28 protein-coding genes and 1 tRNA gene are annotated in these 24114 nt (G+C 70.0%); 13 read left to right on the forward strand and 16 right to left on the reverse strand.

All coding sequences use genetic code 11. The features are described from left to right. Nucleotides 1-80: 80 nt before the first annotated feature. The 8 genes from AB0M01_RS04935 to AB0M01_RS04970 all read right to left on the reverse strand — a co-directional run bounded on the left by AB0M01_RS04935 (nucleotide 81) and on the right by AB0M01_RS04970 (nucleotide 5929). A tRNA-Ala gene (locus AB0M01_RS04935) sits at nucleotides 81-153 on the reverse strand. A 71-nt stretch (nucleotides 154-224) separates the two neighbouring features. Next, complete coding sequence (locus AB0M01_RS04940; protein WP_363665545.1) at nucleotides 225-1085, reverse strand: hypothetical protein; 861 nt, start codon at nucleotides 1083-1085, stop codon at nucleotides 225-227. A 98-nt stretch (nucleotides 1086-1183) separates the two neighbouring features. Beyond that, nucleotides 1184-1801 carry a GNAT family protein gene (locus tag AB0M01_RS04945; RefSeq protein ID WP_363665546.1) on the reverse strand — a complete coding sequence of 206 codons (618 nt, stop codon included), beginning with the start codon at nucleotides 1799-1801 and terminating at the stop codon, nucleotides 1184-1186. Further along, nucleotides 1801-2289, reverse strand: a complete 489-nt coding sequence (locus tag AB0M01_RS04950; protein WP_363665547.1) for a MogA/MoaB family molybdenum cofactor biosynthesis protein — start codon at nucleotides 2287-2289, stop codon at nucleotides 1801-1803. The genes AB0M01_RS04945 and AB0M01_RS04950 overlap by 1 nt, the downstream gene beginning before the upstream one ends. After that, nucleotides 2286-2804 carry a cyclic pyranopterin monophosphate synthase MoaC gene (gene moaC, locus AB0M01_RS04955; RefSeq protein WP_363665548.1) on the reverse strand — a complete coding sequence of 173 codons (519 nt, stop codon included), beginning with the start codon at nucleotides 2802-2804 and terminating at the stop codon, nucleotides 2286-2288. The genes AB0M01_RS04950 and moaC overlap by 4 nt, the downstream gene beginning before the upstream one ends. After that, nucleotides 2801-4027, reverse strand: a complete 1227-nt coding sequence (gene glp / locus AB0M01_RS04960) for a gephyrin-like molybdotransferase Glp (RefSeq protein ID WP_363665549.1) — start codon at nucleotides 4025-4027, stop codon at nucleotides 2801-2803. The genes moaC and glp overlap by 4 nt, the downstream gene beginning before the upstream one ends. Then, the gene (locus AB0M01_RS04965) at nucleotides 4024-4503 is read right to left on the reverse strand and encodes a GNAT family N-acetyltransferase (RefSeq protein ID WP_363665550.1); all 480 of its coding nucleotides are present in this window, start codon (nucleotides 4501-4503) and stop codon (nucleotides 4024-4026) included. Before AB0M01_RS04965 ends, glp begins: the two co-directional genes overlap by 4 nt. A 37-nt stretch (nucleotides 4504-4540) precedes the next feature. After that, nucleotides 4541-5929 (reverse strand): UTP--glucose-1-phosphate uridylyltransferase, encoded by a 1389-nt coding sequence (locus AB0M01_RS04970; protein WP_363665551.1) that lies wholly within the window; start codon nucleotides 5927-5929, stop codon nucleotides 4541-4543. A 66-nt stretch (nucleotides 5930-5995) separates the two neighbouring features. Between AB0M01_RS04970 and AB0M01_RS04975 the strand changes: the two genes are divergently transcribed. Together AB0M01_RS04975 and AB0M01_RS04980 are read left to right on the forward strand one after the other, a co-directional pair. After that, nucleotides 5996-6547, forward strand: coding sequence for a 5-formyltetrahydrofolate cyclo-ligase (locus tag AB0M01_RS04975; RefSeq protein WP_363665552.1), 552 nt, complete (start codon nucleotides 5996-5998; stop codon nucleotides 6545-6547). A gap of 27 nt (nucleotides 6548-6574) precedes the next feature. Then, nucleotides 6575-7498 carry a phosphotransferase gene (locus AB0M01_RS04980; RefSeq protein ID WP_363665553.1) on the forward strand — a complete coding sequence of 308 codons (924 nt, stop codon included), beginning with the start codon at nucleotides 6575-6577 and terminating at the stop codon, nucleotides 7496-7498. Nucleotides 7499-7501: 3 nt separating this feature from the next. Here the strand turns inward: AB0M01_RS04980 and AB0M01_RS04985 are convergent, their stop codons facing one another. After that, on the reverse strand, nucleotides 7502-10033 hold the full coding sequence (locus AB0M01_RS04985; protein ID WP_363665554.1) for a penicillin acylase family protein: 2532 nt from the start codon (nucleotides 10031-10033) through the stop codon (nucleotides 7502-7504). A gap of 99 nt (nucleotides 10034-10132) precedes the next feature. Between AB0M01_RS04985 and AB0M01_RS04990 the strand changes: the two genes are divergently transcribed. Beyond that, entirely contained in the window at nucleotides 10133-10594 is a 462-nt protein-coding gene (locus AB0M01_RS04990) for a DUF1203 domain-containing protein (RefSeq protein WP_363665555.1), read from the forward strand. Here the strand turns inward: AB0M01_RS04990 and AB0M01_RS04995 are convergent. Further along, nucleotides 10554-12812 (reverse strand): hypothetical protein, encoded by a 2259-nt coding sequence (locus AB0M01_RS04995; RefSeq protein WP_363665556.1) that lies wholly within the window; start codon nucleotides 12810-12812, stop codon nucleotides 10554-10556. The genes AB0M01_RS04990 and AB0M01_RS04995 overlap by 41 nt on opposite strands. Nucleotides 12813-13000: 188 nt before the next feature. On the opposite strand from AB0M01_RS04995, the gene AB0M01_RS05000 reads away from it, so the two are divergent. The 3 genes from AB0M01_RS05000 to mscL all read left to right on the forward strand — a co-directional run bounded on the left by AB0M01_RS05000 (nucleotide 13001) and on the right by mscL (nucleotide 14582). Then, nucleotides 13001-13345, forward strand: coding sequence for an FmdB family zinc ribbon protein (locus tag AB0M01_RS05000; RefSeq protein ID WP_363666210.1), 345 nt, complete (start codon nucleotides 13001-13003; stop codon nucleotides 13343-13345). Between the two features lie 70 nt (nucleotides 13346-13415). Continuing rightward, on the forward strand, nucleotides 13416-14024 hold the full coding sequence (locus AB0M01_RS05005) for an SAF domain-containing protein (RefSeq protein ID WP_363665557.1): 609 nt from the start codon (nucleotides 13416-13418) through the stop codon (nucleotides 14022-14024). A gap of 144 nt (nucleotides 14025-14168) precedes the next feature. Then, on the forward strand, nucleotides 14169-14582 hold the full coding sequence (mscL, locus tag AB0M01_RS05010; protein ID WP_344180713.1) for a large conductance mechanosensitive channel protein MscL: 414 nt from the start codon (nucleotides 14169-14171) through the stop codon (nucleotides 14580-14582). A gap of 13 nt (nucleotides 14583-14595) precedes the next feature. Here mscL and AB0M01_RS05015 read toward each other — a convergent pair whose 3' ends face one another. From AB0M01_RS05015 to AB0M01_RS05030, 4 genes are all read right to left on the reverse strand, one after another. Continuing rightward, on the reverse strand, nucleotides 14596-15084 hold the full coding sequence (locus tag AB0M01_RS05015) for a GNAT family N-acetyltransferase (RefSeq protein ID WP_363665558.1): 489 nt from the start codon (nucleotides 15082-15084) through the stop codon (nucleotides 14596-14598). 79 nt (nucleotides 15085-15163) lie between these two features. Continuing rightward, nucleotides 15164-15823 carry an alpha/beta hydrolase gene (locus AB0M01_RS05020; RefSeq protein ID WP_363665559.1) on the reverse strand — a complete coding sequence of 220 codons (660 nt, stop codon included), beginning with the start codon at nucleotides 15821-15823 and terminating at the stop codon, nucleotides 15164-15166. Beyond that, nucleotides 15820-15963 (reverse strand): hypothetical protein, encoded by a 144-nt coding sequence (locus tag AB0M01_RS05025; RefSeq protein ID WP_363665560.1) that lies wholly within the window; start codon nucleotides 15961-15963, stop codon nucleotides 15820-15822. Before AB0M01_RS05025 ends, AB0M01_RS05020 begins: the two co-directional genes overlap by 4 nt. A 145-nt stretch (nucleotides 15964-16108) precedes the next feature. After that, on the reverse strand, nucleotides 16109-16795 hold the full coding sequence (locus AB0M01_RS05030) for a hypothetical protein (protein WP_363665561.1): 687 nt from the start codon (nucleotides 16793-16795) through the stop codon (nucleotides 16109-16111). 199 nt (nucleotides 16796-16994) lie between these two features. Here AB0M01_RS05030 and AB0M01_RS05035 point away from each other — a divergent pair, with 199 nt between their 5' ends. The 7 genes from AB0M01_RS05035 to AB0M01_RS05065 all read left to right on the forward strand — a co-directional run bounded on the left by AB0M01_RS05035 (nucleotide 16995) and on the right by AB0M01_RS05065 (nucleotide 23081). Continuing rightward, on the forward strand, nucleotides 16995-17612 hold the full coding sequence (locus AB0M01_RS05035; protein WP_363665562.1) for a hypothetical protein: 618 nt from the start codon (nucleotides 16995-16997) through the stop codon (nucleotides 17610-17612). Nucleotides 17613-17771: 159 nt separating this feature from the next. Then, entirely contained in the window at nucleotides 17772-19136 is a 1365-nt protein-coding gene (locus AB0M01_RS05040; protein WP_363665563.1) for an alpha/beta hydrolase, read from the forward strand. A 92-nt stretch (nucleotides 19137-19228) separates the two neighbouring features. Next, nucleotides 19229-19723: a SigE family RNA polymerase sigma factor gene (locus AB0M01_RS05045; RefSeq protein WP_363665564.1), complete on the forward strand. Its 495-nt coding sequence runs from the start codon at nucleotides 19229-19231 to the stop codon at nucleotides 19721-19723. Between the two features lie 37 nt (nucleotides 19724-19760). Next, nucleotides 19761-20360, forward strand: coding sequence for an META domain-containing protein (locus tag AB0M01_RS05050; protein ID WP_363665565.1), 600 nt, complete (start codon nucleotides 19761-19763; stop codon nucleotides 20358-20360). 94 nt (nucleotides 20361-20454) lie between these two features. After that, on the forward strand, nucleotides 20455-21762 hold the full coding sequence (locus AB0M01_RS05055) for a S1 family peptidase (RefSeq protein WP_363665566.1): 1308 nt from the start codon (nucleotides 20455-20457) through the stop codon (nucleotides 21760-21762). Between the two features lie 105 nt (nucleotides 21763-21867). After that, on the forward strand, nucleotides 21868-22260 hold the full coding sequence (locus AB0M01_RS05060; protein WP_363665567.1) for a hypothetical protein: 393 nt from the start codon (nucleotides 21868-21870) through the stop codon (nucleotides 22258-22260). 89 nt (nucleotides 22261-22349) lie between these two features. Beyond that, nucleotides 22350-23081 (forward strand): class I SAM-dependent methyltransferase, encoded by a 732-nt coding sequence (locus tag AB0M01_RS05065; protein WP_363665568.1) that lies wholly within the window; start codon nucleotides 22350-22352, stop codon nucleotides 23079-23081. Here the strand turns inward: AB0M01_RS05065 and AB0M01_RS05070 are convergent. Beyond that, nucleotides 23038-23532, reverse strand: coding sequence for a putative immunity protein (locus AB0M01_RS05070; RefSeq protein WP_363666212.1), 495 nt, complete (start codon nucleotides 23530-23532; stop codon nucleotides 23038-23040). The genes AB0M01_RS05065 and AB0M01_RS05070 overlap by 44 nt on opposite strands. A 61-nt stretch (nucleotides 23533-23593) precedes the next feature. Then, entirely contained in the window at nucleotides 23594-24112 is a 519-nt protein-coding gene (locus tag AB0M01_RS05075; protein WP_363665569.1) for a DUF1990 family protein, read from the reverse strand. Between the last annotated feature and the right edge of the window lie 2 nt (nucleotides 24113-24114).

A 24114-nucleotide genomic window follows, 5' to 3' on the forward strand; every position in this document is an offset into this window, starting at 1 on the left:
CCTGGCACCAGGTTGCCCGCAGCAACAAACCCGGCAACGCAAAAGGTCCTCTCCGAAGCGGAGAGGACCTTTTCTCTGGGTGGAGCTGAGGGGATTCGAACCCCTGACCTTCTCATTGCGAACGAGACGCGCTACCAACTGCGCCACAGCCCCAGACCACATCGCCGGTGTTCCTGGCGACCGCGAAACTCTAACACGGTCGAGGTCGGGATTTAAAACCGGGATCAGTCGCCGACCGCGCGCTTGATCTCGGGCTCGACGACCGGCTCCTCGGCGACCTCGTCGGGGACGATCGGGGGTGCGACCGGCTCGGGCTCGACGATGCGGGCCGACGAGAAGACCTCGGGGCCGGACAGGTTGATCGTGCGCACCGTGCGGTCCGGGGCCTTCTCCTTCAGGACGTACGTCGGGAGGGTGACGGGCACCGGATCCCAGAGGCCTTCGGAGGAGATCGGCTTCGGTTCGGGCTTCGGCGGCTCGGTGTCGGGGAGCTTGACCTCGACGGTCATCTCGTTGTCCGGCGACGACGGCGGTGCGACGGCCGGGCCGCGGTCGTGGCGGGCGGCCGCGCGGGCCTTGCGCTCGGCCAGGACCAGGGCGCGCTCGCGCGCCTGCCGGCGCAGCTGCACGCGGGTCAGTACGACGAACGCCACCATCAGCGCGACCGGGATCGACACGCTCCACCACAGCAGCATCCCGAGCCCGGCCAGTGCCGTCATCGACAGCAGTGAAAGGGTCAGGATCGACAGCACCCGCCGGCGGCGCATAGCGGCCACCCGGCGGGCTCGGTTCGGGACGTATCGAGGCGGCGGAGGCTCAGCCAGCGGAGTGCCGGTGGCGGTCACCGTCGCGCCGTGCACCGACGTACCGGTCACAGTGGTCCCGGCCGGTGTGGTGACACCGGCACCGGGCGGCCGTACGGCGTAGCCTCCGTCGGTGCGCGACAGCACGCGCGCGGCCGACGACGAGTACGCCTCCGCCGAGCGGCGCCTGCTCGCCTCGTCGTTGCGCTTCAGCATCATCGGGACGAGATAGGCAGCCCAAGCGGCGACGATCGCCACGTAGATCAGCCCTGTCGTCCCCATGCGACGACGCTAAGACCACGGGCGGGTCAGGTCGGGTACGTGGGACGGTGTGTCGCAAGAAGACTCGTGTGACTGGTGTGAACAACCACGGAGCGTGATCAGGTCAGCCGGGCCACCAGACCGGGCCCGACCTCCTCGGCGTTGAGGGCGAAGATCCGGTGGTCGCGCCACTCGCCGTCGATGTGCAGGAACCGCGGCCGCTCCCCCTCGTACCGGAAGCCGAGCTTGTCGACGACGCGCAGGCTGGCCTTGTTCTCCGGGCGGATGGCGACTTCCAGCCGGTGCAGCCCGAGCGTGAACCAGCAGTGGTCGGCCGCCATCGCCACCGCGGTCGGGACGATGCCGCGGCCGGCGTACTGCTCGTCGACCCAGTAGCCGAGGTTCGCCCAGCGAGCTGAGCCGTAGGTGATGCCGGAGACGGTCAGCTGCCCGACCAGCGGCCACTTGGCGCGGGCACCGGCGCCCGCTGCACCGCCGTACGTGATGACGAAGGGCAGCATCCGTCCGTGCCTGGCCTGCCGGTTCCAGTCGCGGGCCATCGCCCGGAACGTCCGTGCGCCGTCGTCGGCACCCGGTGGCTGGGTGGCGTCCCACGGCCGCAACCAGCTGATGTTCCGCTGCCGAGCGGCACTCCACTCGGCGCCGTCACCGGCCCGAAGCGGCCGCAGCCCAACTTGTCCGTGCTGCAGCTCCACCGGCCAGTGGACAACCGCCATCAGTCGTCGTCCGTCCGGACGTGGTCACCGCCGGCGACCTGGTCGACAGCGTGCCGCAGCAGCGGCTCCAGCACCACCAGTCCGTCCTTGACCCCGCCCCGCGAGCCCGGCAGGTTCACGATGACGGTCTTGCCGGCGATACCGGCCACACCACGCGACAGCGCCGCAGTGGGCACGCCCTGCGCGATGCCGTAGGCCCTGATCGCCTCCGCGATGCCAGGGATCTCCTTCTCCAGCACCCCGGCGGTCCGCTCCGGCGTCTCGTCGGTCGGCGAGATCCCGGTCCCACCGGTCGTCACCACTACCTGGTACGCCGCGTCGACAGCAGCCAGCAGCGCCTCACCCACCGGCGCACCGTCCGGTACGACCTGCGGCCCGTCGACGCTGAAGCCCCACTCGGCCAGCCGCTCGGCGATCAGCGGACCGGTCGTGTCGGAGTAGATCCCCGCGGCGGCCCGGTTGGAGATGCTGACGACAAGGGCTCTCACGCGCGCTCCCAGTGACCGGTCTTGCCGCCGTCCTTCGTCTCCACCCGTACGTCGGACAGCACCGCCGCCGGGTCGAGCGCCTTCACCATGTCGATCAGCGCGAGCCCGGCGACGCAGACGGCGGTCAGCGCCTCCATCTCGACGCCGGTCCGGTCGGTGGTCTTCACGATCGCCTCGATCAGCACGGCGTCGTCCACGACCTCGAGCGCGACCTTCACCCCGGTCACCGCGATCGGGTGGCACAGCGGCACCAGGTCCGGCGTCCGCTTCGCGCCCATGATCCCGGCGATCCGGGCCACGGCCAGCGCGTCACCCTTCGGTACGCCGTCGCCGCGCAGCGCCTCGACCACCTCGGCCGACACGTAAACCTTGCCGGAGGCAACTGCTCGCCGGGCGGACTCGGTCTTCTCCGAGACGTCGACCATCCGGGCGGCGCCGGAGGCGTCGACGTGCGTCAGCCCGCCCGCACCCGCGTCCGCGGCGTGGTCAGCCGCGTCTGGGCGGTCCTGCGTCATCCGGTCTCCTCGTCCAGCAGCCAGAGCTCGACCTGCTCGCCGGCCCGGACGGAGGTGACGTCCTCGGGCACCACGATCAGGGCGTTCGAGCGGCTCAGCCCGCCGAGCAGGTGTGAGCCGTGCCCGCCGACTGTACTGGCCATCCAGCCCTCGTCGCCGGAGGTGGCCGCTGCGCGGACGAACTGCCGCCGCCCCGGCGGCGAGCTGAACCCGTCCAGGCAGACCCCCTGCACGCTGGTCCGCCGGTACGGCATCTGGCCCATCAGCTTGCGCAGCGCGGGCCGTACGAACACCTCGAACGACACGTACGCCGACACCGGGTTACCGGGCAGCGTGAAGATCGGTACCTCGTCGTCGCCCATCACCCCGAAGCCCTGCGGCTTGCCGGGCTGCATGGCCACCTCGGGGAAGTCGATGGTGCCGAGCTTGGTCAGCACCTCCTTGACCACGTCGTACACGCCCTTGCTGACGCCGCCGGAGGTGATCACCAGGTCGGCACGGACCAGCTGGTCCGAGAGCGTGTCCATGATCTTCTTCGGGTCGTCGTCGACAATGCCGACCCGGTAGACCACGGCACCGGCCTGCCGGGCAGCGGCCGCCAGGGTGTAGCTGTTGGAGTCGTAGATCTGCCCCTCGCCCAGCCGCGTACCTGGTTCGCGCAGCTCGGCACCGGTCGACACCACGACCACTCTGGGCCGTGGACGCACCTTCACCCGGGCCCTACCGACAGCAGCCAGTACGGCGACCTGCCGCGGCCCCAGCACGGTGTCGGCGTCCAGCACCTTGTCGCCGGCCTTCAGGTCCTCACCGAACCGGCGTACCGATGCTCCGAGCGCCGGCTGCTGCGCGATGCGCACCTGCGCCGCGCCGCCGTCGGTCCACTCCACCGGTACGACGCTGTCGGCGCCCCGCGGCATCGGTGCGCCGGTCATGATCCGCACACAGGTCCCGGGCGTCACGACGATCGGCTCACTGCGTCCGGCGGCGATCTCGCCGACCACCGGCAGCGTCACCGGCTCCTCCTGCGACGCCCCGGCCAGGTCGGCCGTCTGCACGGCGTACCCGTCCATGGCGGAGTTGTCGAAGCCCGGCAGGTTCACGCCGGACACCACGTCCTCGCAGAGCACCAGCCCGAGCGCCTCCATCAGCGGCTGCTCGAAGGGAGGCAGGGCGCGCACCCTGCCGAGGACTACTTCCAGGTGCTCGTCAACGCTGCGTCTCACACCTGCGACTCTAGTCGCTCCGGATGGGCGCCCCAGACCATCCTCACGTCCGGCGCCTTCTCCTCGTTGGCGCTGCCGTCGGTGCGGCGTACTTCGGTGAACCCGTGCCGGCTGTAGAACGCCTGCGCCCTGGTGTTGGTCTGGAACGTCCACAGCGCGAGCCCGCCGGGCCGCAGGTCCTTGGCCAGGTCGACCAGCGCCGAGCCGATGCCCTGGCCGGCGACCGGCGGGTCGACGTACAGCTGGTCGAGGTCGTCACCGTCCAGCGTCAGCACCGCGACGATCCGGCCGTCGTCGAGGGCCACCCAGGTCTGCCCGTCCGGCAGCAGCACCTCGGCGAACCACTTCCGGACAGCGGGCTCGGTGTGGATCGCCGGCGGCAGCTGCGAGCCCTCGGCGTGCCGGGCGGCCCACCAGACCGCTGCGGCTTCGTTGGTGTCCCAGGGCTCCAACGGACGGATCAGCAGGTCTTCCATCAGGTCCCCCCGGTCAGCCGATGTGGTCGTTGGGCGGTCAGCCGCGCAGCTCGGTGCCGTCGGCGATCTCCAGCCGCTCGCCCTCCGGCGCGCTCACCTCGACCTCGCCGACCACCACCACGTCCTTGCCGAAGGCAACATCACCGCGGACCTCGAGCCGGTCCGCCCGGACCAGCGACGGCGGACCCGCCGGGAACCGCGCCTCGAAGTCGGCCAGGATCTTGAAGAAGTCGCCGTCCAGGTCGACGTACGGCTCGTCGCCCTGGTGCGTGGTGGTCAGGTCGCCGGCCTCGTCCAGGTCGTAGACGTCCGAGCGCAGCACCAGCAGGTCGTTGGTGGTCTTCACCGGCTTGAACCGGCTGCGGTCCACGACCACCGCCTGCGACCCGTCGAAGGTCTCGATCGCCGTGCCCATCCCGGTCTCCAGCTGGATCACCTTGGGCGACGACGGGTCGGCCGGGTCGACGGTCTTGCGGTTCACGATGATCGGCAGCCCGAGCACACCGTCGTGGCCGGCCATCAGCTCGGCCAGCCGGTCCAGGTCGATCCACAGGTTGTTCGTGTTGAACGTGGTGTGCAGCTTCGTGTTCTGGAAGGAGTCCACGTCGTCGGGGTGCACCTGCGCGCTGTCGCGCAGGATCAGCCGGCCGTCGGCCTTGCGGACCGCGACGTGCCCGCCCTTGCGGTCCGAGCGGGTCCGGCGGCAGACCTCCATCCCGAACGGCACGTCGTGCTCGGCCATCCAGGCGGCGATCCGGCCGTCCGGGGTGGCGCCGAGGTTGTCGGCGTTGGAGATGAACGCGTGCCGGAAGCCGCGCTCGCGGAGCGTGTCCAGCATCCCGGAGGCGACCAGCGCGGTGAACAGGTCGCCGTGGCCGGGCGGGCACCAGGCCAGCTCCGGATCGGCCGGCCACTCCGCCGGGGTCAGGTCGTCGGCCAGGAGCTTGGGCTCCATGTTCTGCTGGAAGTCCAGCGGGATGCCGTCGACCGGCAGGTCGTCGTACTTGCTCAGCACGGCCAGCGACTCGTCCTTGGTCCGGAACGAGTTCATCAGCACCAGCGGCAGCGGTACGCCGTACTGCCTGCGGGTGGCCAGGATCTGCTTGGCGATGATGTCGAGGAAGCTCAGCCCGTCCTTGACCGGCAGCGCGGACTTCGGCCCGGTGACGCCCATCGAGGTGCCCAGGCCGCCGTTCAGCTTGATCACCACGGTCTCGGCCAGCGCCGCGCGCATCGCCTCGGCGTCGGTGTCCAGGTGCTCCAGGTGCGGCAGGTCACCGACCGGCTCGATCTCGTCCTCCCGGATCGTGCCCTGCTGCCCCGCCTCCAGCAGCCGGTAGTAGTGCGAGAAGACCGTGATCGCGACCTCGGCCGCCCCGGCCGCCCGCATCTTGTCCTGTGCCTGCTGAAGCCCCGCCTCACTCATGGCCCAACCCTAGGGGACGGTGTGTGGTGGGCCGATGGCGAGTGGCGTGCTTCATACAATCCAGGGGTGATCTCCACCAAGGCTGCCGTGCGGCAGTCACTTCTGGACGCCCGTCGCTCGCTCCCGGCCGGTCGGGGGCTGCTGGACGCCGCCCGGGCGACCGAGCAGGTCCAGCAGGCCCGGCGGGTCGCGCTGTACGTGTCGAAGGGCCCGGAGCCGCAGACCGGTTCGCTGATCGACTGGCTGCTGGCCGGCGACCACGAGGTGCTCCTCCCGATCCTGTACGCCGACAACGACCTCGGCTGGGGCCTCGCGCCGGGTGCGGCCGACCTGGTCCCGGGCCGCCTGGGCATGTCCGAGCCGCGGGTGGACCTGGGCTCGGAGGCGATCGCGACGGCCGACCTGGTGATCTGCCCGGCGCTGGCCGTCGACCGGACCGGCGTACGGCTGGGGCGGGGCGGTGGCTCGTACGACCGGGCGCTGGCCCGCGTGCCGGCCGGCGTACCGGTGTGGGCTGCGGTGTTCGACAGCGAGATCCTCGACCACCTGCCGAGCGACCCGCACGACCGGCCGGTGCATGCGGCGCTCACACCCAGTGGCCTAATCCAGCTGACCTGACCCCGCTCCGGCTGGTTGGATGGCCAGATGACTACGGAACGTGCAGCCCAGGCCGCAGAGACCGCCGCAGCCGCAGGACGCGAGCTGGGCCTGGAGGTGACCGAGCCGACCGTCCTGTACGACGTGTTCTCGGCGGTGGTGCACCTCAAGCCGTCCCCAGTCGTGGCGCGCATCCCGCTGGTGCTCCCCGGCTCGCTGCTCGAACCGGAGCACGCCGGCGCTCGCCAGCAGCGCGAGCTGGAGGTAGCGCAGTGGATCTACGAGCAGGGCGAGCTGGTGGTCCGGCCAAGCCCGCTGGTCCCGCGGCGCTCGGTGCAGCGCGACGGCTTCTCGGTGTCGTTCTGGGAGTACGTCGAGCACGACAAGTCGACCGAGCCGGACTACACGCAGGGTGTGGTCCGCTCTGCGGCGATGCACGCGTTGCTGGCGGAGTACCCGGCTGAGCTGCCCTGGTTCGCGCCGGTGACGCACGCCGTACCGGAGGCGCTGGAGCAGCTGTCGGCCGACACGCCAGTGCTGACCGCTGCGGACGTGGACCGGGCTCGGAGCGAGTGGGAGCTGCTGGAGCCGCTGTGCTCGACCAGGGAGGCCTGGGAGGCGGCATTCCCGGGCTCGCAGGTCCAGGCGATCCACGGCGACGCGCCGTACTACAACATCATCCCGACCGCGCAGGGCGTGCTCTGGTCGGACTTCGAGGACGCCAACCTCGGTCCGATCGAGTGGGACCTGGCTGGTGTACCCGCGGAGTACGTGGAGGTCTACAACAAGGCCGCTGCCGAGCTGGGCCGACCAGTGCTCGACGAGCGGGCCCAGGTCGCGGCGAACCTCGCCCGGGCCCTCCAACTGCTCGCCGTACTGCCGCTCACCCCGCAGATGCCCGGCATGGCCGACGCGCTGGAGCCGCTGGTCGGCCACTGGCGGGCCATGCCGTTCGCCTACGGGTTGGAGTAGCTGCTACCGCTCGGGCTTGGTGAAGGTCAGCGTGTGCTCGCGCTTGGCCTCCACCGCGCCCTTGCTGAACGCCCAGGGCAGCGTCTCGCCCTTGACCCACAGCTCGGTCTGGTCGGTGTAGTTCCCGGTGAAGGCGTGGCCGGAGACACCGGTCAGGTTGATCCAGCGCGACTTGTCGAAGTCGGACAGGTCGACGACCATCCGCATCGACGGCGTCGCGGTCACGCCGTACCCCTCGGAGGCGTCCCAGCCGGTCGCGTTGACCACCGAGGCGCCGCCGCCCAGCTCGTACGGGCCGCGGTTGAACAGCTTGTCGACCACGCCGATCCCGGACTTGCCCAGCGTCTGGTTGGTGAGCGTCAGCTTGTGCAGCCGCCCCCACTGCCAGTTGCTGGGCTCGCGGGCCATCTTGGTGGTGATCTCGGCGCGACCCTGCACCAGCGCCTCGCGCAGGATGTCGTCGCGGCTCTCCCGCTGCGGCGTCCGCAGGTCGTCCCACCACCAGCTGTTCGGCTGGACCAGCAGGTTCCGGATCACCTCGAACCAGCGCGAGCCGCCGTCCGGCCAGACCGCCTCCGGCAGCTGGTCGTGGAAGGTCAGCGCGAGCAGGTTGCGCCAGACGATGTTGAAGTACGCCGCCGGCGCGGAGTCGGCCGGCTGGGTGAAGTCCCAGCCCTTGAGCGTGTCCTGGCCCTGCTTGTCGAACTCGTCGTTGATCCCGATCCGGAGCAGGTACGGGACCAGGGTCTCGGCGTTGCGGTTCTTGGTGTCCAGCTGGATCGAGGTCATCGCGTTGACGTCGAGCTTGCCGGCCGCCTGGATCCGCTCCAGGATCTGCTGCGACCGGTAGCCGTAGTCCCAGTCGTTGGTCAGGTTGTAGCGGTACGACTTCGGGACCACGGCCTGGTTCGCGGTGACGATGATCCCGTCGGCCGGGTCGAACTCGGTCGGCATCGCCTGGAACGGGATGAACCCGGCCCACTCGTAGCGCGGGTCCCAGCCGGGGACCGGCCAGTCACCGGTGCCGACCCGGCGGATCGGGACCTTGCCCGGCGCCTGGTAGCCGATGTGGCCTTCCTTGTCGGCGTACACCAGGTTCTGCGAGGGGACCTCGAACAGGGTCGCGGCGGTCCGGAACGCCGACCAGCTCTGCGCCTTGTTCATCGCGAAGATCGCGTCCGCGGTCCGGCCCGGGGTGAGCGCGGTCCACTTCAGCGCGATCCCGTACGGCTCGGTGCTCTTGCCCTTGGCGGCCAGCTCACCGGCCTGCTCGGCGTCGTCGTCGACGTCGGAGATCAGCGGGCCGTGCCGGCTCTCCCGGACGATGATCCGCTCCGGCTCGTCACGGCCGGCCACCTTGAACTCCTCGGTGCGCAGCTTCAGCGGCTCGACCTTGCCGTTGTAGAGCGCGCCGTTGCCGGACAGGCGCTCCAGGTACAGGTCCATCACGTCGGGGTCGAGGTTGGTGAAGCCCCAGGAGATCGCGCTGTTGTGGCCGATCACGACCCCGGGCAGACCGGAGAAGCTGAAACCGGACACGTCGAACGGGCACTGCGGGCTGAACTTGTTGCAGTGCAGCCCGACCTGCGTCCAGATGCCCGGCATGGTCGCCCCGAGGTGCGGGTCGTTGGCCAGCAGCGGCTTGCCGGTGGTGGTGTGCTCGCCGGAGACGACCCAGGAGTTGGAGCCGACGCCGTCGCCGCGGCCGAGCAGCAGCGGCAGGCCCTTCGCGACCTTGTCCACGCTGTCCAGCGACTTCAACAGGCTCTTGCTGAACATGGCCCGGTTCGGCGCCTGGCTGTCGACCGGGGCGGTGGTGAACTTGCCCTCCTCGTCGACCGAGCCGCTGGTCAGGATCGGCTCGTTCCGCTGGTACGGGTACGCCGGGTAGAGGCTGTCGATCGTCTTGGGCGGCAGCGACGCGGCCAGCTTGGTGCGGGTGATCTCCGCTTCCATGTTGCCGCCGAGGTCCCAGGCCATCGCCTTCAGCCAGGCCAGCGAGTCGGCCGCCGTCCACGGCTCGGGCCGGTAGTCGGTGCCCTTCAGCGACAGTACGGCGTACTCGAGGCTGAGCCCGGAGCCGGAGTGCTGGTCGAGGTAGGAGTTCACGCCGCGGGCGTAGTCGTCCAGGTACTGCCGGGTGGCCGGGCTGAGCAGCCCCAGCTCCTTCTCGGCGACCCGGCGCCAGCCGAGCGTCCGGACGAACTTGTCGGTCTCCAGGGCGTCCGGGCCGAACAGCTCGGACAGCCGGCCGCCGGTGACGTGGCGGCGGAAGTCCATCTCGAAGAACCGGTCCTGGGCCGCGACGTAGCCCTGGGCGGCGAACAGGTCGGCCGGCTTGTCGGCGTAGATCTGCGGGATGCCGTTGCCGTCGCGGACCACCTCGACGTCGGCGTCCAGGCCGGTCAGCTCGATCGTGCCGTCGTAGGAGGGGAAGGAGTGGCGGACCACGAAAATGCCGGTCCCGGCCACCACGAGCAGCAGGGTGGCCAGCGCAATTCCGCTGATGACGAGTAACCGAAGCAGGCGACGCACGGACCCAACCGTAGAGAATGCCGCCGCGCACCCCAAATGCTGATACCGGTCCTTAACGCTGCGTACTCACACCGCCGGGGCCCGCGGCGTTCCAGAGTCATGTTCAGCGAGCTCGAGTTCCTGCCCGTTCCGGCCACCGATCTGGACCGGATCCGATGCAACGGCCACGACGACCACGCCAACCCGCTGGTCGCCTTCGACTCCGGGGAGGGCGCACCGCTGCGCTGCTGCCTGCGGATGTCCACCGAGGGTGAGCGGATCGCGCTGATCGCCTACCGGCCGTCACCGCTCGGCGGCCCGTACGCCGAGGTCGGGCCGGTGTTCGTGCACGCGTCGGCGTGCTCCGGGTTCGTCGGGCCGGAGTTCCCGGCCGGCTTCCGCGAGCGGCGCGCGGTGCTCCGGCCGTACGACGCCGCCGGGCGGATGCTCGACGGCGTGCTGGCCGAGCCCGGGACCGCTCCCGGCGAGCTGAAGCGGCTCTTCGACGACCCGGAGGTGGCGCTGGTGCACGTGCGGAACGTCATCGCGGGCTGCTGGAACTTCTCGGTCCGCCGGGCCTGACCGGGTCGCCCGTCGGCGCGGTCAGCGCGTACACCGCGACCGCGCCGACGCTGTACCGGTGCTCGGCGAGCCCGTCGAGCTCGCCGGACGGGCGGTCGAGGTTGGTGTCGAACACGAGCCAGCGGACGCCGTACTGGTTCCAGAGCTGGTCCAGGACGCGCCGGGTCGGCCGCTTGAAGGCGCGGTCGTTCAGCTGCAGGAGGGGCTGGTTCCAGAACGGGCCGTAGATGGCGTCGGCGTTCTGGCGGCTCTGGGCGGTGGGCGTGTAGGCCCAGCCCTCGACGAGGACCCGGCGTTCGGCGTACGCGGAGAGCCAGAAGTTGCGGGCGTCGCAGGTGCGGTCGGCGTAGACGGGGGTGCAGTGGGAGTTGGTGGCGAGCCGGTCTGCGATGGCTGAGTGGTCGCGGATGTAGCGGGCGGCTTCGGCTCCGCCGGAGGGGACCTGTCGTCTGGCCTGGCGGCACTCGGGGCGGTCGGGGCCGGCAACGCAGACCTGGTCGGTGAGGGTGGTCAGCATCGTCTTGGGGACGTTGACGGCGGCTACACCGAGGACGATCAGTACGCCGAGGCCCAGTGCTACTCGACGCTCTGCTGTCCACCGGAGAACGACTACTCCCAGACCTGCCACCGCTAAGACAGCCAGCCACGGCCAGACCAGCTGGAACCCCACTGCCGCCACACCCTGTGCGCTGCGCGGTCTGCGAGGTGTCAGAGCTGCCACGACTTGTGCCAGCACCATCCCGACCGCCAGAGCCAGCAACACCCGGGGGCCGACGTGGCGGAGCCGGAGGTCCTTCAGCAGGACGGTCAGGCCCCAGGCTGAGGCAGCGATGGCGAAGGGGAAGGCTGCTCGGAGGAAGTGCGGCCCGCTGAGTTTCATCAGCGCAGCCGCTGCTGTTCCGGCTGCTGCGAAGCCTGCGAGGAACACGGCGGCCGGGTCCTTCCAGCGGCGGACCAGGCCCAGCATGCCGAGGCCGGCGAGCGACCAGGAGACGAGGAGCGTGGCGCCCGTCGTACCGAGGACTGCGGCGGTCGTCAGGTAGCGGCTCTCGAAGCCGACCCGACCGGCGAGGGCCCGGAAGGCCTGCCCCGGGCCGAAGTCGACTCCGGACGGGCCGGCGCTGAGCAGTACGAAACTTAACGCAGCGAGGACGGCCAGACCGAGCACTACCGAGGTCCGGTCGAGCCTCCGCTCGGTGATCAGCTTGACTGCGGCGACCAGCGCTACCGCGACCACGAGCATCGGTACGAAGGACGCCTTGGTACCGGCGAGCGCTGCCAGGCCGACGGCAAGCAGCAGCCAGTTGCCGCGATGCGGGTCCTGGCGGAGCAGGCAGACGATCACCCAGACCACCGGGAACGCCAGAACCACGGCGAATGCGTGGCTGGGGCTGTACATCAGCGCAGAGCTCGAGTACGCCGCCTGGCTGATCAGGTCGCGGCCGCCCCAGCCGTACACGTCGAAGCTGGTCACGGTCAGGAGCAGCCAAGCCGCGAGCGGGCCGGCCCAGGACTTGCGGGCGAGCCGGGTGGCCAGGGCGGCGACGGAAAGGACTGGTACGAGCGCGGCTGTCACCGGCATCAGGCGACGGAGCAGGAGGTCGAGCTCGATGCCGGTCTGCCAGTTGGCCGCGGCCAGCTCGGCGTGAAGGAACCAGTGGTGGTTCAACTGCTCGCCGAGGACGAACGGGACCTGGCCGGGGAGGTGGTGCTTCAGCTCGGCTGCGAGGGCCAGGTGGTACGGCAGGTCGGCGTACTGGAAGGCGGCGTCGGGGAACGCGATCGGCTCGATCTGGAGACCTGCGCGGGTGATCACCCAGAGGCCGAGCGCTGCTGCGCCTGCTACCGACCAGCTCCACCACAGCGGTGCCGGCGGGCGCGTGCTGCGCCAGTACGGTCGGAGTTTCTTGAGCAGACCGAAGGTGATGGCTGGCACGATCAGCGGTAGGAGCGGGAAGCCGATCGCGCGGCCGGGTAGGTAGGTCAGGATCGAGAGCGCGAACCCGAAACCGGTGCCGAAGGCCAGGTCGGCGGCGAACCCGTCCTGGTTGCCGCGGAGCAGTCGCCACAGCAGGACCCCGGGAAGCATGATGCCGAGGCCCAAGTAGGCGCTGTACGCCAGGACCGCTCCCCACGGCGTCCCGTACTGCGCGAGCAGCACCGCGGCGCCCGCCCAGACCGCCGCCCCCGGCAGCGCTCGACCGGCCCCTGCGCGCACGGCGCTGCCCAGGCCCCTCCCCAGTGGTCCCACGACCGTGGAGACGCTCAGCGGGGGCGGTTGGGTTGCACGGCTGCCGGAAGTGGCCGGAATCCGGTCTGGACCGCCGGAGTTGGAATACTTCGGCGCTCTGACGCATTATTAGCAGTCGAGTAGTAGGAGTGCCAGACGTCCTGAAGGGGAAGAACGTGCCGACGTACCAGTACCAGTGCACCGACTGCGGCGAAGCGCTCGAGGTCCGGCAGAGCTTCACCGACGACGCGCTGACCGTCTGCCCGAACTGCCAGGGCACGCTGCGCAAGGTGTTCAACGCCGTGGGCGTCGTGTTCAAGGGCTCCGGTTTCTACCGCACCGACAGCCGGTCGTCGAGCACGAGCACGGTGAGCGCGAAGTCCGACTCGTCGTCGTCCTCGTCCTCCTCGTCGGGCAGCAGCTCGTCCTCCTCGTCGTCGTCCTCGGACTCGTCGAAGTCGTCTTCGTCGTCCTCCTCCTCGTCGGGCTCGTCGGGCTCCAGCAAGACCAGCGCCGCCTGATCCCCGCGGGCCCGGGCGGCCTGTGGACAACGAGACGGGCGTTTCGGGGAAAACTCGTACTTTCCCTGGCATGACGAACTTCTGGCACGACCTCATCCGCGCCGCCCGCTGGCACCGCCGGCTCCTCGCCGGCCTGTTCGCGGCGGCCGCCGTGTACTTCGGCCTCGCCTCCTTCGCACCACCGGCCGCGGCCTCGGCCCCCGTCCTGGCCGCCGCCCGCGACCTCCCCGGCGGCATCACCCCGACCCCCGGCGATCTCCGCACCCTCCGCCTCCCACCGGCGGCCGTTCCCAGCGGAGCGCTGCAACCAGGCGCCGACCTCTCCCAACGCATCCTGGCCACACCGGTGCGCTCCGGCGAGCCGTTGACCGATGCCCGCTTCCTCACGCCCACAGCGGTTCCGGCAGGCCTGGTCGCCTATCCGTTGCGCCTCGACGACCCCGACATCGCCGCGTTGCTCCGCCCCGGCGACCACGTCGACCTGTACGCCGCCTCCGCGACAGCAGCCCCCACCGCGACCGCGTTGGCAACCGCCGCACGAATCCTCGCCCTGCCGGCCCCGACCCGTTCCGCGGGCGCCCTCCTGGTCCTCGCCACCACGCCCAGCACAGCGGCTCGCCTCGCCCAATCCACAGCCAACAGCAAAATCTCCGTCGCCCTGACCCCCGACACCAGCTGACCTCGGCGTCACTGAGCGGACATCTGCGGCTACGATCCGCAGTCCCCCGGCGCGGTCCCTCGCCTGTCCCCGAGCAGAGTCCTACGTTGACGAGGTACAGATCGCCGCGGGTCCACCGGGACCCTCTCGTGGAGGCAGAAAGAGATGCTCAAGGGCTTCAAGGAATTCCTGATGCGAGGCAACGTCCTCGACCTGGCGATCGCCGTCGTCATCGGCACCGCCTTCGCCACCGTGGTGAAGACCGTCGTCGACAACCTGGTGAACCCACTGGTCGCTTCCCTCGGCGGCAGCAACGTCAGCGGACTGTCGTGGCAGATCGTCGACGGCAACACGAAGTCGATCATCGACTTCGCCGCCATCATCAACGCGTTCATCGTCTTCTTCCTCACCGCCCTGGTCGTCTACTTCGTCCTGGTCGTCCCGATGAAGAAGATCCAGGACCGCCGAGCCGCCGCGGCCGCCGCCAAGGGCGAACCCGAGCCGGAGCCCGAACCCCTCACCATGGACCAGCAGCTCCTGATCGAAATCCGCGACGCCCTCAAGTCCCGCCAGCAGTAGACCTTCCGACTGCCTACACCTGGCTGCTCGTCGGGTACTGCATCCAGGTGTAGGCGACCGGTTGGTTCTTGTTCCACTCGTCGGCGAGATCAGCCGGCACGTACTCGAACCCGACGCGGCGGTAGGTCCGGATCGCCACGTCGTTGTCCGGCCGAACCCTCAGAAACACGTCGGAGTACCCAGCCTCGAGCGCCGGCCCGAGCAGTGCTTTCACGAACGCCGTCCCGATCCCCCGTCCCCGCGAGCCCGGACGCACGATGATGCGGGCGAGCTCGACCTCGTCCTCCTCGTCGTCCAGCCACAGCTCGGCGTACCCGACCGGTTCGCCGTTCACGTAGTACAGGTACGACCGCACGTCGTCCGCGACCTTCGGCCAGCTCCCCACCAGCTCACCCGGGAACGGGTACGCGTTCCGCCCCGACAGCAGCCCGACCTCCTGCGCCGAGGTCGCCCACCCCGCAACCTCCGCAGCCTGCCCCACCTTGAACGCCCGCAGCTCCATGCGCCAAGCATCACGCGATCCCCACCGAACCACCACGCTTTATCCGAGGGCTCAGCACGGAGGCATCAACCAGCGCGACTCATCCGCCCCCGGCGAACGCGGCGACCGTCGCCACCAACCGATCCTGCTGAGCCTCGAAGCCAGGCACCGGCGGCTCCAACGACCCCGGCAGCTCCACCGCCGAAGGCATCAACCGCAGCAACGCATCCACCGTTCTCCTTTGGTGCGAAGGGTTTTCCGGCACCGAAGGAAGCACCCCGATCGGCATCCCCGGCCGCCAAGGCCCGCGATACTCCCCCAGCTCCACCAACTGCGCGTCAAGCACCCCACGCAATGTCTCCCCCGCCAACAACCCGTCAGCCACAGCCCCCGAAGCCCCACGCTCGACCAACCCAGCCCGCCCCCGAGCATCGACTTCCGGATCCCCACCGGTCGCCGGCCAAGCAAGCAGCAACCGCCCAACCGACTCCGGATACGCCAGCGCCAGCAGCACCGCGACAGTGCACCCGTTCGAAGCCCCCACCACAGTCACCGGCTCCGGCCCGAGAAACCCACCGAGCGCAGCAACCTCCTGCCCCCAACTCACCGGCCGCCGCACACGATCCGGCGCCACCACCGTCAACCCAGCGGCCTCGAGGCCGGCCACGATCCCCGGCCGATACCAGAACATCTCGGCATCGGTCCCGTCCCACAGTCCCCCGTGAACCAGCAGCACCCCAGCCGCCACCGGTTCACTCACGAACCATGATGCGGAGGTACCTCGCGCAGGATCCGTTCGTCGTCGTCGCTCCCGCTGTCCCGCTCGCCCCAGCTCCGCGCGTCGTCGTCACGCGTCTGCTCAGGAAACAGCGGCTCGTCATCCTCGTACGGCGTACTCATACGTCCAGATTACGGGAGCCCACCAGCAAGCCCACGCCCGTCAGCAGGTACGCACCTCGGCCCGACGCTTCTGCTATTTCTCTTCCCGGCCGCAGCGGCCTCAGCCCCCGCCGACCCTCCCGGCCGCATCGCAAGCAACCCGAAGTCAGTCCTGCCCAGGAATCCGCGGCAAGTTCCCCTGCTGCCCGCCCTCGATCTGCCCCTGACCGCCCTGCCCCGGCGCGACCTGCGGATTCGCCGCGTGCAGCAGCGGCGCGATCCCCGGCTCGCTCTGCCACCGCTCAGCACCGAGCACCGACCAGGCCGTCAAAACCGACAACGTAGGAGTAGCCAGCCCACCCAGCTGCAGCGGCTCCGCCTGCTGGAAGCCGAACGTCACCGTCCAGTTCGCCGGATCCGGATAGAACTCCTGCACCGAGTTGTAGTAGAAGCTCAACCACCCGCGCCGCTGCAGATGCGTCATCAGCCGGTAGTTGGTCGCGATCAGCTGCACCTCTTCCAGGTCACGCCACAGCAGCTGCATGTCGCGCCGCGCCGCGGCCTTCCGGCTCGAGTTGACCGCGGCGTTGGCCGCCATCATCCCGAGCACGAAACCCGTGCTGCCGAAGAAGAATCCGCCGCTGCTGTTGTAGCGCCCGTCGCCGCCGTACAGCCGCGCGTAGTGCACCGAGGTCTGCAGGTACGCGACCTCCCCGGGCTCCAGAACGATCCCGTACAACGGCAGCGCCTGCGGCTGTCCGCCACCGCGCAGGAAGCGCGCCCAGTCCTGCCCGAGCTGCCACTCCTCCTGCTCACGGCGTGCGAGTTCGGCCGAGTCTTTCCTCTTGCCCACGTCCGTCCTTCCTCCGGCTGCACCCGGCATCATCCCATTTCTCCAGGGTGAACAGCGCGCACCGGTTACAGCTCTGCTGCTTTTGCCACTCGATCGCGCCCGTGACCGGATAGACGCGCCTCCGTGACACTCCTGCCACGGTCTGTGAGACCTGGTTCGACCATCATGGTGGTCCTTGCCAACCCGGAAGGACCGAGTCGTGAGTGCATCAAGGACACGGGGCCTGATCGGAGCGTCGTCACTGGTAGCCGTCCTCGCCGTCACCGCCGCCTGCGGTGACGAGAGCGGCTCCTCGGGACCCGCCGCCCAGCCCAGCGCAACCCCCACCCCCACCCCGACGTTGCCGACCGAGAGCGTCACCCCGCCCACCCCCAGCGGAACACCGAGCACGGACTGCCCGGAGACGATCACCGCGATCCGCAAGTCCGTCGACGCCGCCGTCTGGGGCAAGGGCAGCGCGAAGTCGGCGTTCCAGCCGGTCAGCGTGACGATCTGCCAGTACGACGCCCAGGCGTCCGGGCAGGACTACGCGACGGTGACGACGAAGCGGATGGCCGGCCAGGCGACCGCGTTGTTCGCCCTGGTCAACGCGGCCAAGCCGGAGCCGAAGAAGCCCGGCTTCTGCACCAAGGAGCTCGGTCCGACGTACGTGCTGCGGTTCACCGACAACGAGCGCGGCGTGCTGTCCTTCACGGCCGAGGCGTTCGGCTGCCACCGCCTGGTGGCGACCTCGTTCGAGGGCCAGGGCAAGCCCGGCGACCTGCCGGCGCCGCGGTCCGCCACACCCGAGCTGGTGAAGTCGCTCGGCCTGCGCTGACCCTGCACCGGACGCGCCCCCCGAAGCCGTCCGGGACGGGGTCATCCCGCCCGCCTTGCGGGTCCCCCTGGGGTCGACCCGCAAGGTGGGTGGCAGAGCCTTGCCCCAGCACCGCGTTGCCTGCACCCTGTTCGGCAAGGAGCCCTTCAGGGAGGCCGTATGCGGCTGGTCGCACTGGTAGCCGCGCTGCTGCTCGTCTGCTCTGCCTGCTCCGACCCACCCGAAGAGACTCCGCCGCCCAACGTCGCGCGGCAGTGCGACAACATCCCCGGCTTCACCTGTACGACGCTCAGCGTGCCGCTCGACCACTCCAAGCCCAGCGGCCAGAAGCTGGAGCTCAACGTCGCGGCCGCAGCGAACACCGACGCACCCCGCGGGGTACTCCTGATGCTTACCGGCGGCCCTGGTCAACCAGGCCTCCCGCTGGTCTCCCGCATCCGCTCGTACCTCGACCCGGCCGTGCTGCGTGAGTACCAGCTCGTCATGTTCGACCAGCGCGGCACCGGCACCAAGGGCATCGACTGCCCTGAGCTGCAGGCCGCAGTCGGCGGATCGGACTTCCTCACCCCACCGGCGAACGCCGTCGACGCCTGCGCCCGCCAGCTCGGCCAGAGCATCAACTTCTACGGCACACCCGACACCGTCGACGACATCGAGCTGCTGCGCCGTTCACTCGGCCGCGACCAGCTCACGCTCAACGGCACGTCGTACGGGAGCTTCACCGCGGCGCAGTACGGGCTGAAGTACCCGGACCGCGTCCGCTCACTCGTGCTCGACTCCGTCGTCCCGCACCGCGGCTTCGACCCGTTCGGCGTCGACCTGATGGCCCACACCGGCGAGGTCCTCGCAGCGACCTGCAAACGCGACCCCGCCTGTACGACGGACCCGGTGGCCGACCTGGCCTGGCTGGTCCAGCGCGGCCGTCTCGACGGCGCACCGGTGAACGGCACCAGCCTGATCGAGTCGCTGTCGATCCTCAGCCTCAACTCGGTCAACCCGTCACTGGAAGGCATCCCGAAGGTTCTGCACGACGCACGCAACGGCGACACCGCCGCGCTGGAGGAGATGTTCCTGCGCGCGACCAGCCGCGGTACGCCGTACGACGAACTGTCGGCAGGCCTCCACCTGGCCACCCTCTGCTCCGACCTGCGCTTTCCCTGGAAGCCCGACACCCCAGCGGCCGACCGCGCGAACCTGCTCAACGCAGCAGCCGCCAAGCTGATCCCCTCCCAGCTCCACCCGTACGACGTACGCACCGCGCGCAACCAGCTCGTCGTCGACGGCTGCCTGCGGTGGCCGGCCACCCGCGCCTCGACGTACCCGGCGAGCCAGGAGCTGCAGCCGCGGACGCTGATCCTGCACGGCAGCAACGATCTGTTCTGCCCGACCGAGTGGGCGGAGTGGGAACGCGACCACGCCCGCCAGGCGGAGCTGGTCGTCGTACCGGGCAGTGGTCACGGGGTCCAGCGCAGCCAAGTGGATCAGACCGGAAGGGCTCGTGTCAGAGCGTTCCTGCTGGGCTGAGATCCAACTGTGCGTGATTGTCTGCAGCACCTTGTGCGGCTCGATGCGTCTAATAGTCGTGAGGTGTTGTACGCCCAGTCGGGGAGTTGCCGGTGGAGTTCGAGGAGTACGCGTCCGCGCGCGGGCAGGAGCTGGTCCGTCTCGGGTTCACCATCTGCGGCGACTACCAGCGCGCCGAGGACCTGGCCCAGATCGCGCTGATGCAGGCGTTCCGGTCCTGGCGCAAGGTGCAGCGGGCCGACGACCCGCACACCTACGTCCGGCGGATCCTGGTCAACTCCTACCTGTCGATGACGCGCCGGCGGTCCTTCACCGAGGCACCGGCGGCCGATCTCGACCCCGACCACACGGTGCCCGACCCCGCCACCGACATCGTGAACTCCGACGACCTCTGGCGCGCGCTGGCCGGGCTGTCGGCCCGCGAGAGGGTCGTCCTGGTGCTGCGCTACTACCAGGACCTGGACGACCGGACGATCGCCGACCTGCTCGGCATCAAACCGTCCTCGGTCCGCAGCCTCGCGAGCAGAGCGCTCGGCACGCTGCGGAAGGCGAGGCAGTCCCACCGCGTCGACGAGCGGTTGCCATGAGCAGCCGCCGGCGCACCCATCCTGTGAAGAGGTTGCCGTGAGCAGCACCGAGCTCGAGGAAGACCTGCGCGCGACGTTCGACCGCGCCGCCGCTTCCGTTCCACCAGCCCCCGACCTGGTCACCCGGGCCACCGGCGGCGTCCGCCAGGCCCAGCGGCGTACGTTCGTCGCCGCCGGCGCGGCCGTCGCCGCGGTCGCCCTGATCGCCGGTGCCGGGTTCGCCCTCGGCGGTCTGCGTGACTCGACCGACCCGCAGCCCGCCGCGCCCAGTCCGTCGACCGCGATCACCAGCGCTCCGGCCGCCGACGCGTCCAAGCTGGCGGGCACGTGGCAGCCGCTCAAGCTGGAGGGGTTCAACGCGCTGAAGACGGCCCGGCCGGACAACCCGTCCCTGACCTTCAACTCCGACGGCACCTGGACAGGCTCCGACGGCTGCAACGGGATCAGTGGCACCTTCACCATCGGCCAGCGCGGCGAGTTCACCGCGAAGGCCGGCCCGCAACGCCTGATCGACTGCGACGCCGTACCGCACACGGCCGTCCTGCAGGCCGCGCGACGCATCTCGGCGGACGACAAAACCCTGCGCTTCTACGCCGGCGACGGGCGTGAAGTTGCGATCTACGCTCGCAGAGGGTAGCGGTATTTGCTTGCGGAAAGTAGTCAGCACTTGACTATCCGAAGTCCTTCCTTGAAGGATCTACGCAGGCCTGTCCACCGATAAGGGGAGCTCAGTGCGACTCTCAGCAACCGTCCCGCTGCTCGCTCTCGGCTCGTTGTCACTCGTCGCAGTCGCTCTGCCCGCCGGATCCACTCCGCTCCCCCGCGCTGCGGCGGCCCCCACGGCGGTTGCTGTCTGCAACCACAACGACCCGGTCTCGACCGCCGAACACTCCCAGCGACTCTCCCAGCCGACCAGCGCCAAGGACCCCCGGCCGCTCGGCCAGGCCCTCGGCGAAGGCGTCTCGGCCGCGGTCCGCTCGATCGAGCCGCTGGACGCGACCGGCCGGCCGAAGTCCGGGCTGCCGTACGGGCTGGGCGCCGGCATCATCGGCGTACTGGGGACGCAGGAGACCGGGTACAAGGTGGTGCTCGACGACTCGGTCGTCGACGAGAAGAAGTACCAGGCCGCGGTCCAGAAGAACGTCCCGGCCGCGGGCAAGCCGATGCTGACCGTCGAGCGCAGCTGCCGCTCGGCGCGCTCGGTCGCCGCCGCCTGGAAGGCCGTCGGCGGCCGCGCCTGGTCCGCCGACGCCGCGAAGACCGCCTTCACCGCCGACCTCGACCCGGCCAGCGAGGACGTCGTCGTCGAATACGACGCCGCGACCACGTCACCGGCCAGCGCCGAGGCGCTCGACGGGCTCGACGGTGTCGACGCCGTACCGACCGGCGTGGCCCGGACGAGCCGCTTCAACGACACCCCCAAGGGCGGCCACTGGGGTGGCGCGCGGATCACCTCGGCGCTGAAGAACTGCACGGCCGGCTTCTCGGTCGTCCGCAAGTCGAACAACACCCGCGCCTCGGTCACCGCCGGCCACTGCGGCGGCCCCGGCACCATCTGGCGCAGCGGCTCGAACTACTACGGCACGACCTCGGTCCGCTCCAACTACCCCGACTACGACCAGGCCCTGATCACCGGCAGCTCGTACGGCGCCAAGATCTGGACCGACGGCCCCGGCGACTCTGCCGACACCCGCACCGTCAAGGGCGGCGACGACCCCGCCGTCGGCGCCTCGGTCTGCCAGTCCGGCTCGTTCAGCACGTCCCTGTGCGGCATCACCGTCCGCTCACTGAGCGCCAAGTACTGCGACTCCGACGGCTGTACGACGTACGTGATCCGCGCGACCCGCAACAACCAGATAGCCATCATCGGCGGCGACTCCGGCGGCCCGGTCTACTCCCGTCCGACCTCGACCACCGCCACCATCCGAGGCCTCGCCTTCGCCGGCTCCGGCTGCAACGCATCCCGCTGCACCACGCTGTACGCCGAACGCTACAAGTCGATCGCCGGGCACCTCGGCGTACGGGCTCTGACCGGCTGACTGCAGGTTGGTGCAATCGGGTTCCGCTCGGAGCGCCCGGCCGCGCAAACTGACCGCTGAGCGATGCGCACGCGTCGCAGTTCACGTCCAGGCAAGGGGTTCTTGATGCGTCGGTGGTTCTCGGTCGGACTGGTGGTTCTCACGGCGAGCGTCGTAGGCCTCGCGCCCTCGGCGCAGGCCAGCACGACCAGGGAGTTCAACCTGACCTACGGCGCCACCTACACCCGGGGCACCATCACGTTCTACAACCGGTCAGCCAAGATCGTCGGTGTCCAACGCGCCGTCCGGGCCGACATCAGCGGCTGCCGCTACACGGACTTCTGGGCGAACCCCGAGGGCGGCAGCATCACCACCGACAACACCTGCAACGGCACCCACAACTACTCCTTCACCATCGAGCTCGACCAGCCGGGCGGACCGCGCTCGATCAGCATCTACTTCCACTACAACCTCCCGGAGCAGGACAGGACCGTCGCCCAGGCGACGATCAAGCGGTAGCGAACGAGCAGGCCAACTGAAGGACGACCTGCCCCACCCGCCGGTGCGCTCACCGCCCCCCTGACCGCCCGACCGCTTAGTGTCGGCCGGTGACCTCCCCACGCCTCCACACGCTCGACCAGCTTCTCGAACTCCTCGACACGGTCGTCGCCTCCAGCGCCCGCGGCGACCGCTCCCAGAAGTCCGCCGCCGACTTCTGGACCACGATGCTCACCAAGCCCGGCCACCCACTGGCCACACAGCTCCCCGACGAACCCCTCGTCGACTGGCACTCCCGCGGCCTCCTCGGCGACCTGCGGGATGCCCGCGTCCTCGACATCGGCTGCGGCTCCGCCCGCAACAGCCGCTGGTTCGCCGACCAGGGCGCAACCGTCGAGGCCATCGACCTGGCCGCGCCGCTCCTCGACGCGATCCGCCCCACGATGCCGCCCGGCGTACAGCTGACAGCCCTCGACTTCCTCCGCGACCCGCTCCCCGCGGGAACCTTCGACGTCGTCTACGACTCAGGCTGCTTCCACCACATCGCCCCCCACCGCCGCCTCACCTACCAGCAGCGCCTCGCGACCCTCCTCCACCCGGGCTCCCGCTTCGCGATCATCACCTTCGCCACCGGCCTGGTCGACACCCCCACCGACCAGGAGATCCTCACCGACGGCGACACCGGCGGCGGCATGTCCTTCACCCTCGACGACCTCCGCGAAACCTTCGCCGCCCTCACCCCCGTCGAGCTCCGCGCCGTACAGGCCGACCGCGAAGGCACCTTCGGCGCAGACTTCCTCAACGCGGCCCTGTTCGCAGCCCCTGATCCAGCAGCCGACTGAGCACGCCCACGCGACTCTTCCCAAACGTTGCCTGAGGCAACTCAACCACCATCCCCCGTACGCCGGCCGGCGCGATCTCCACCGCCCACCGCACCGCATCCTCCCCGACTTCAGGCACGCCGGCCGCCAACTCCTCAGCCAACGCCATCTGCACCGCCGGCCCCAACACATGCTTCACCTGATGCGCACTCACCAAATCGTGAACGTACGCCGCCCCCGCCGCATACCCCGCCGCCCGAGCCGCCGCCGTCCACACCGGATCCCCGCTCTCCCGAGCAGCCGCCAACGCACCCCAAGCAGCATCCCGAATCCTCTTCGTCCGCTCCCCACCAGCAGCGAACCCCTCAGCCGCCTCCACCGCACCCCGAACCCGCGGATCCCCCTCGACCAACCCCACCACCCGCACCGCACACTCCGCAGCCCACCCCACCAGCACGCGCCGATCCGCCATCTCCACAACTCTCAACCCTAGCTTTGAACCTCCCCGTGGAGACTCCTCGCAAAGCCCTCGCTCAGCCCACCCCCAAACCCTCAAACGCCCGCAGGTACCGCCGCCGATAAACCCGCTGCGCCACCAGCACCGCCGGAAACACGACCCGCCACCACCCCCGCCCAGCCCGAGTCACCGACCGAATCGTCAACCACACCACCCCGTCGCGGCCCCGATGCACCACAAACGCCTCCTCCCCCACGACGGGATGCCCCACCCGAGTCCCATACGCAAACCCGCACCGATCTCCCGTCTCCACCACCTCCACCACCCGAACCGGCTCCCGCACCCGAACCGGCCCCACCCCCACCACCAACACACAGTCCTCCCCCACCACAGCGACCTCCGCCCCCTCCACCCCAAACCCACTCCGCGTCTTAACTCCCCACCGCATCACCGCCTCAGCGGCGGCCCCCCAAACCTGCTCCCCTTCCCCCACCCGCACCGTCCCCTCAAACCCCCGAAACCCCACCGGCGCCCCGACCCACACCGCGTCCCCCACCCCCGTAGCCCCCACCGGCGCGTAGTTCACCTCACTCATCC

Source organism: Kribbella sp. NPDC051770 (assembly GCF_040681455.1).
GTDB lineage: Bacteria > Actinomycetota > Actinomycetes > Propionibacteriales > Kribbellaceae > Kribbella.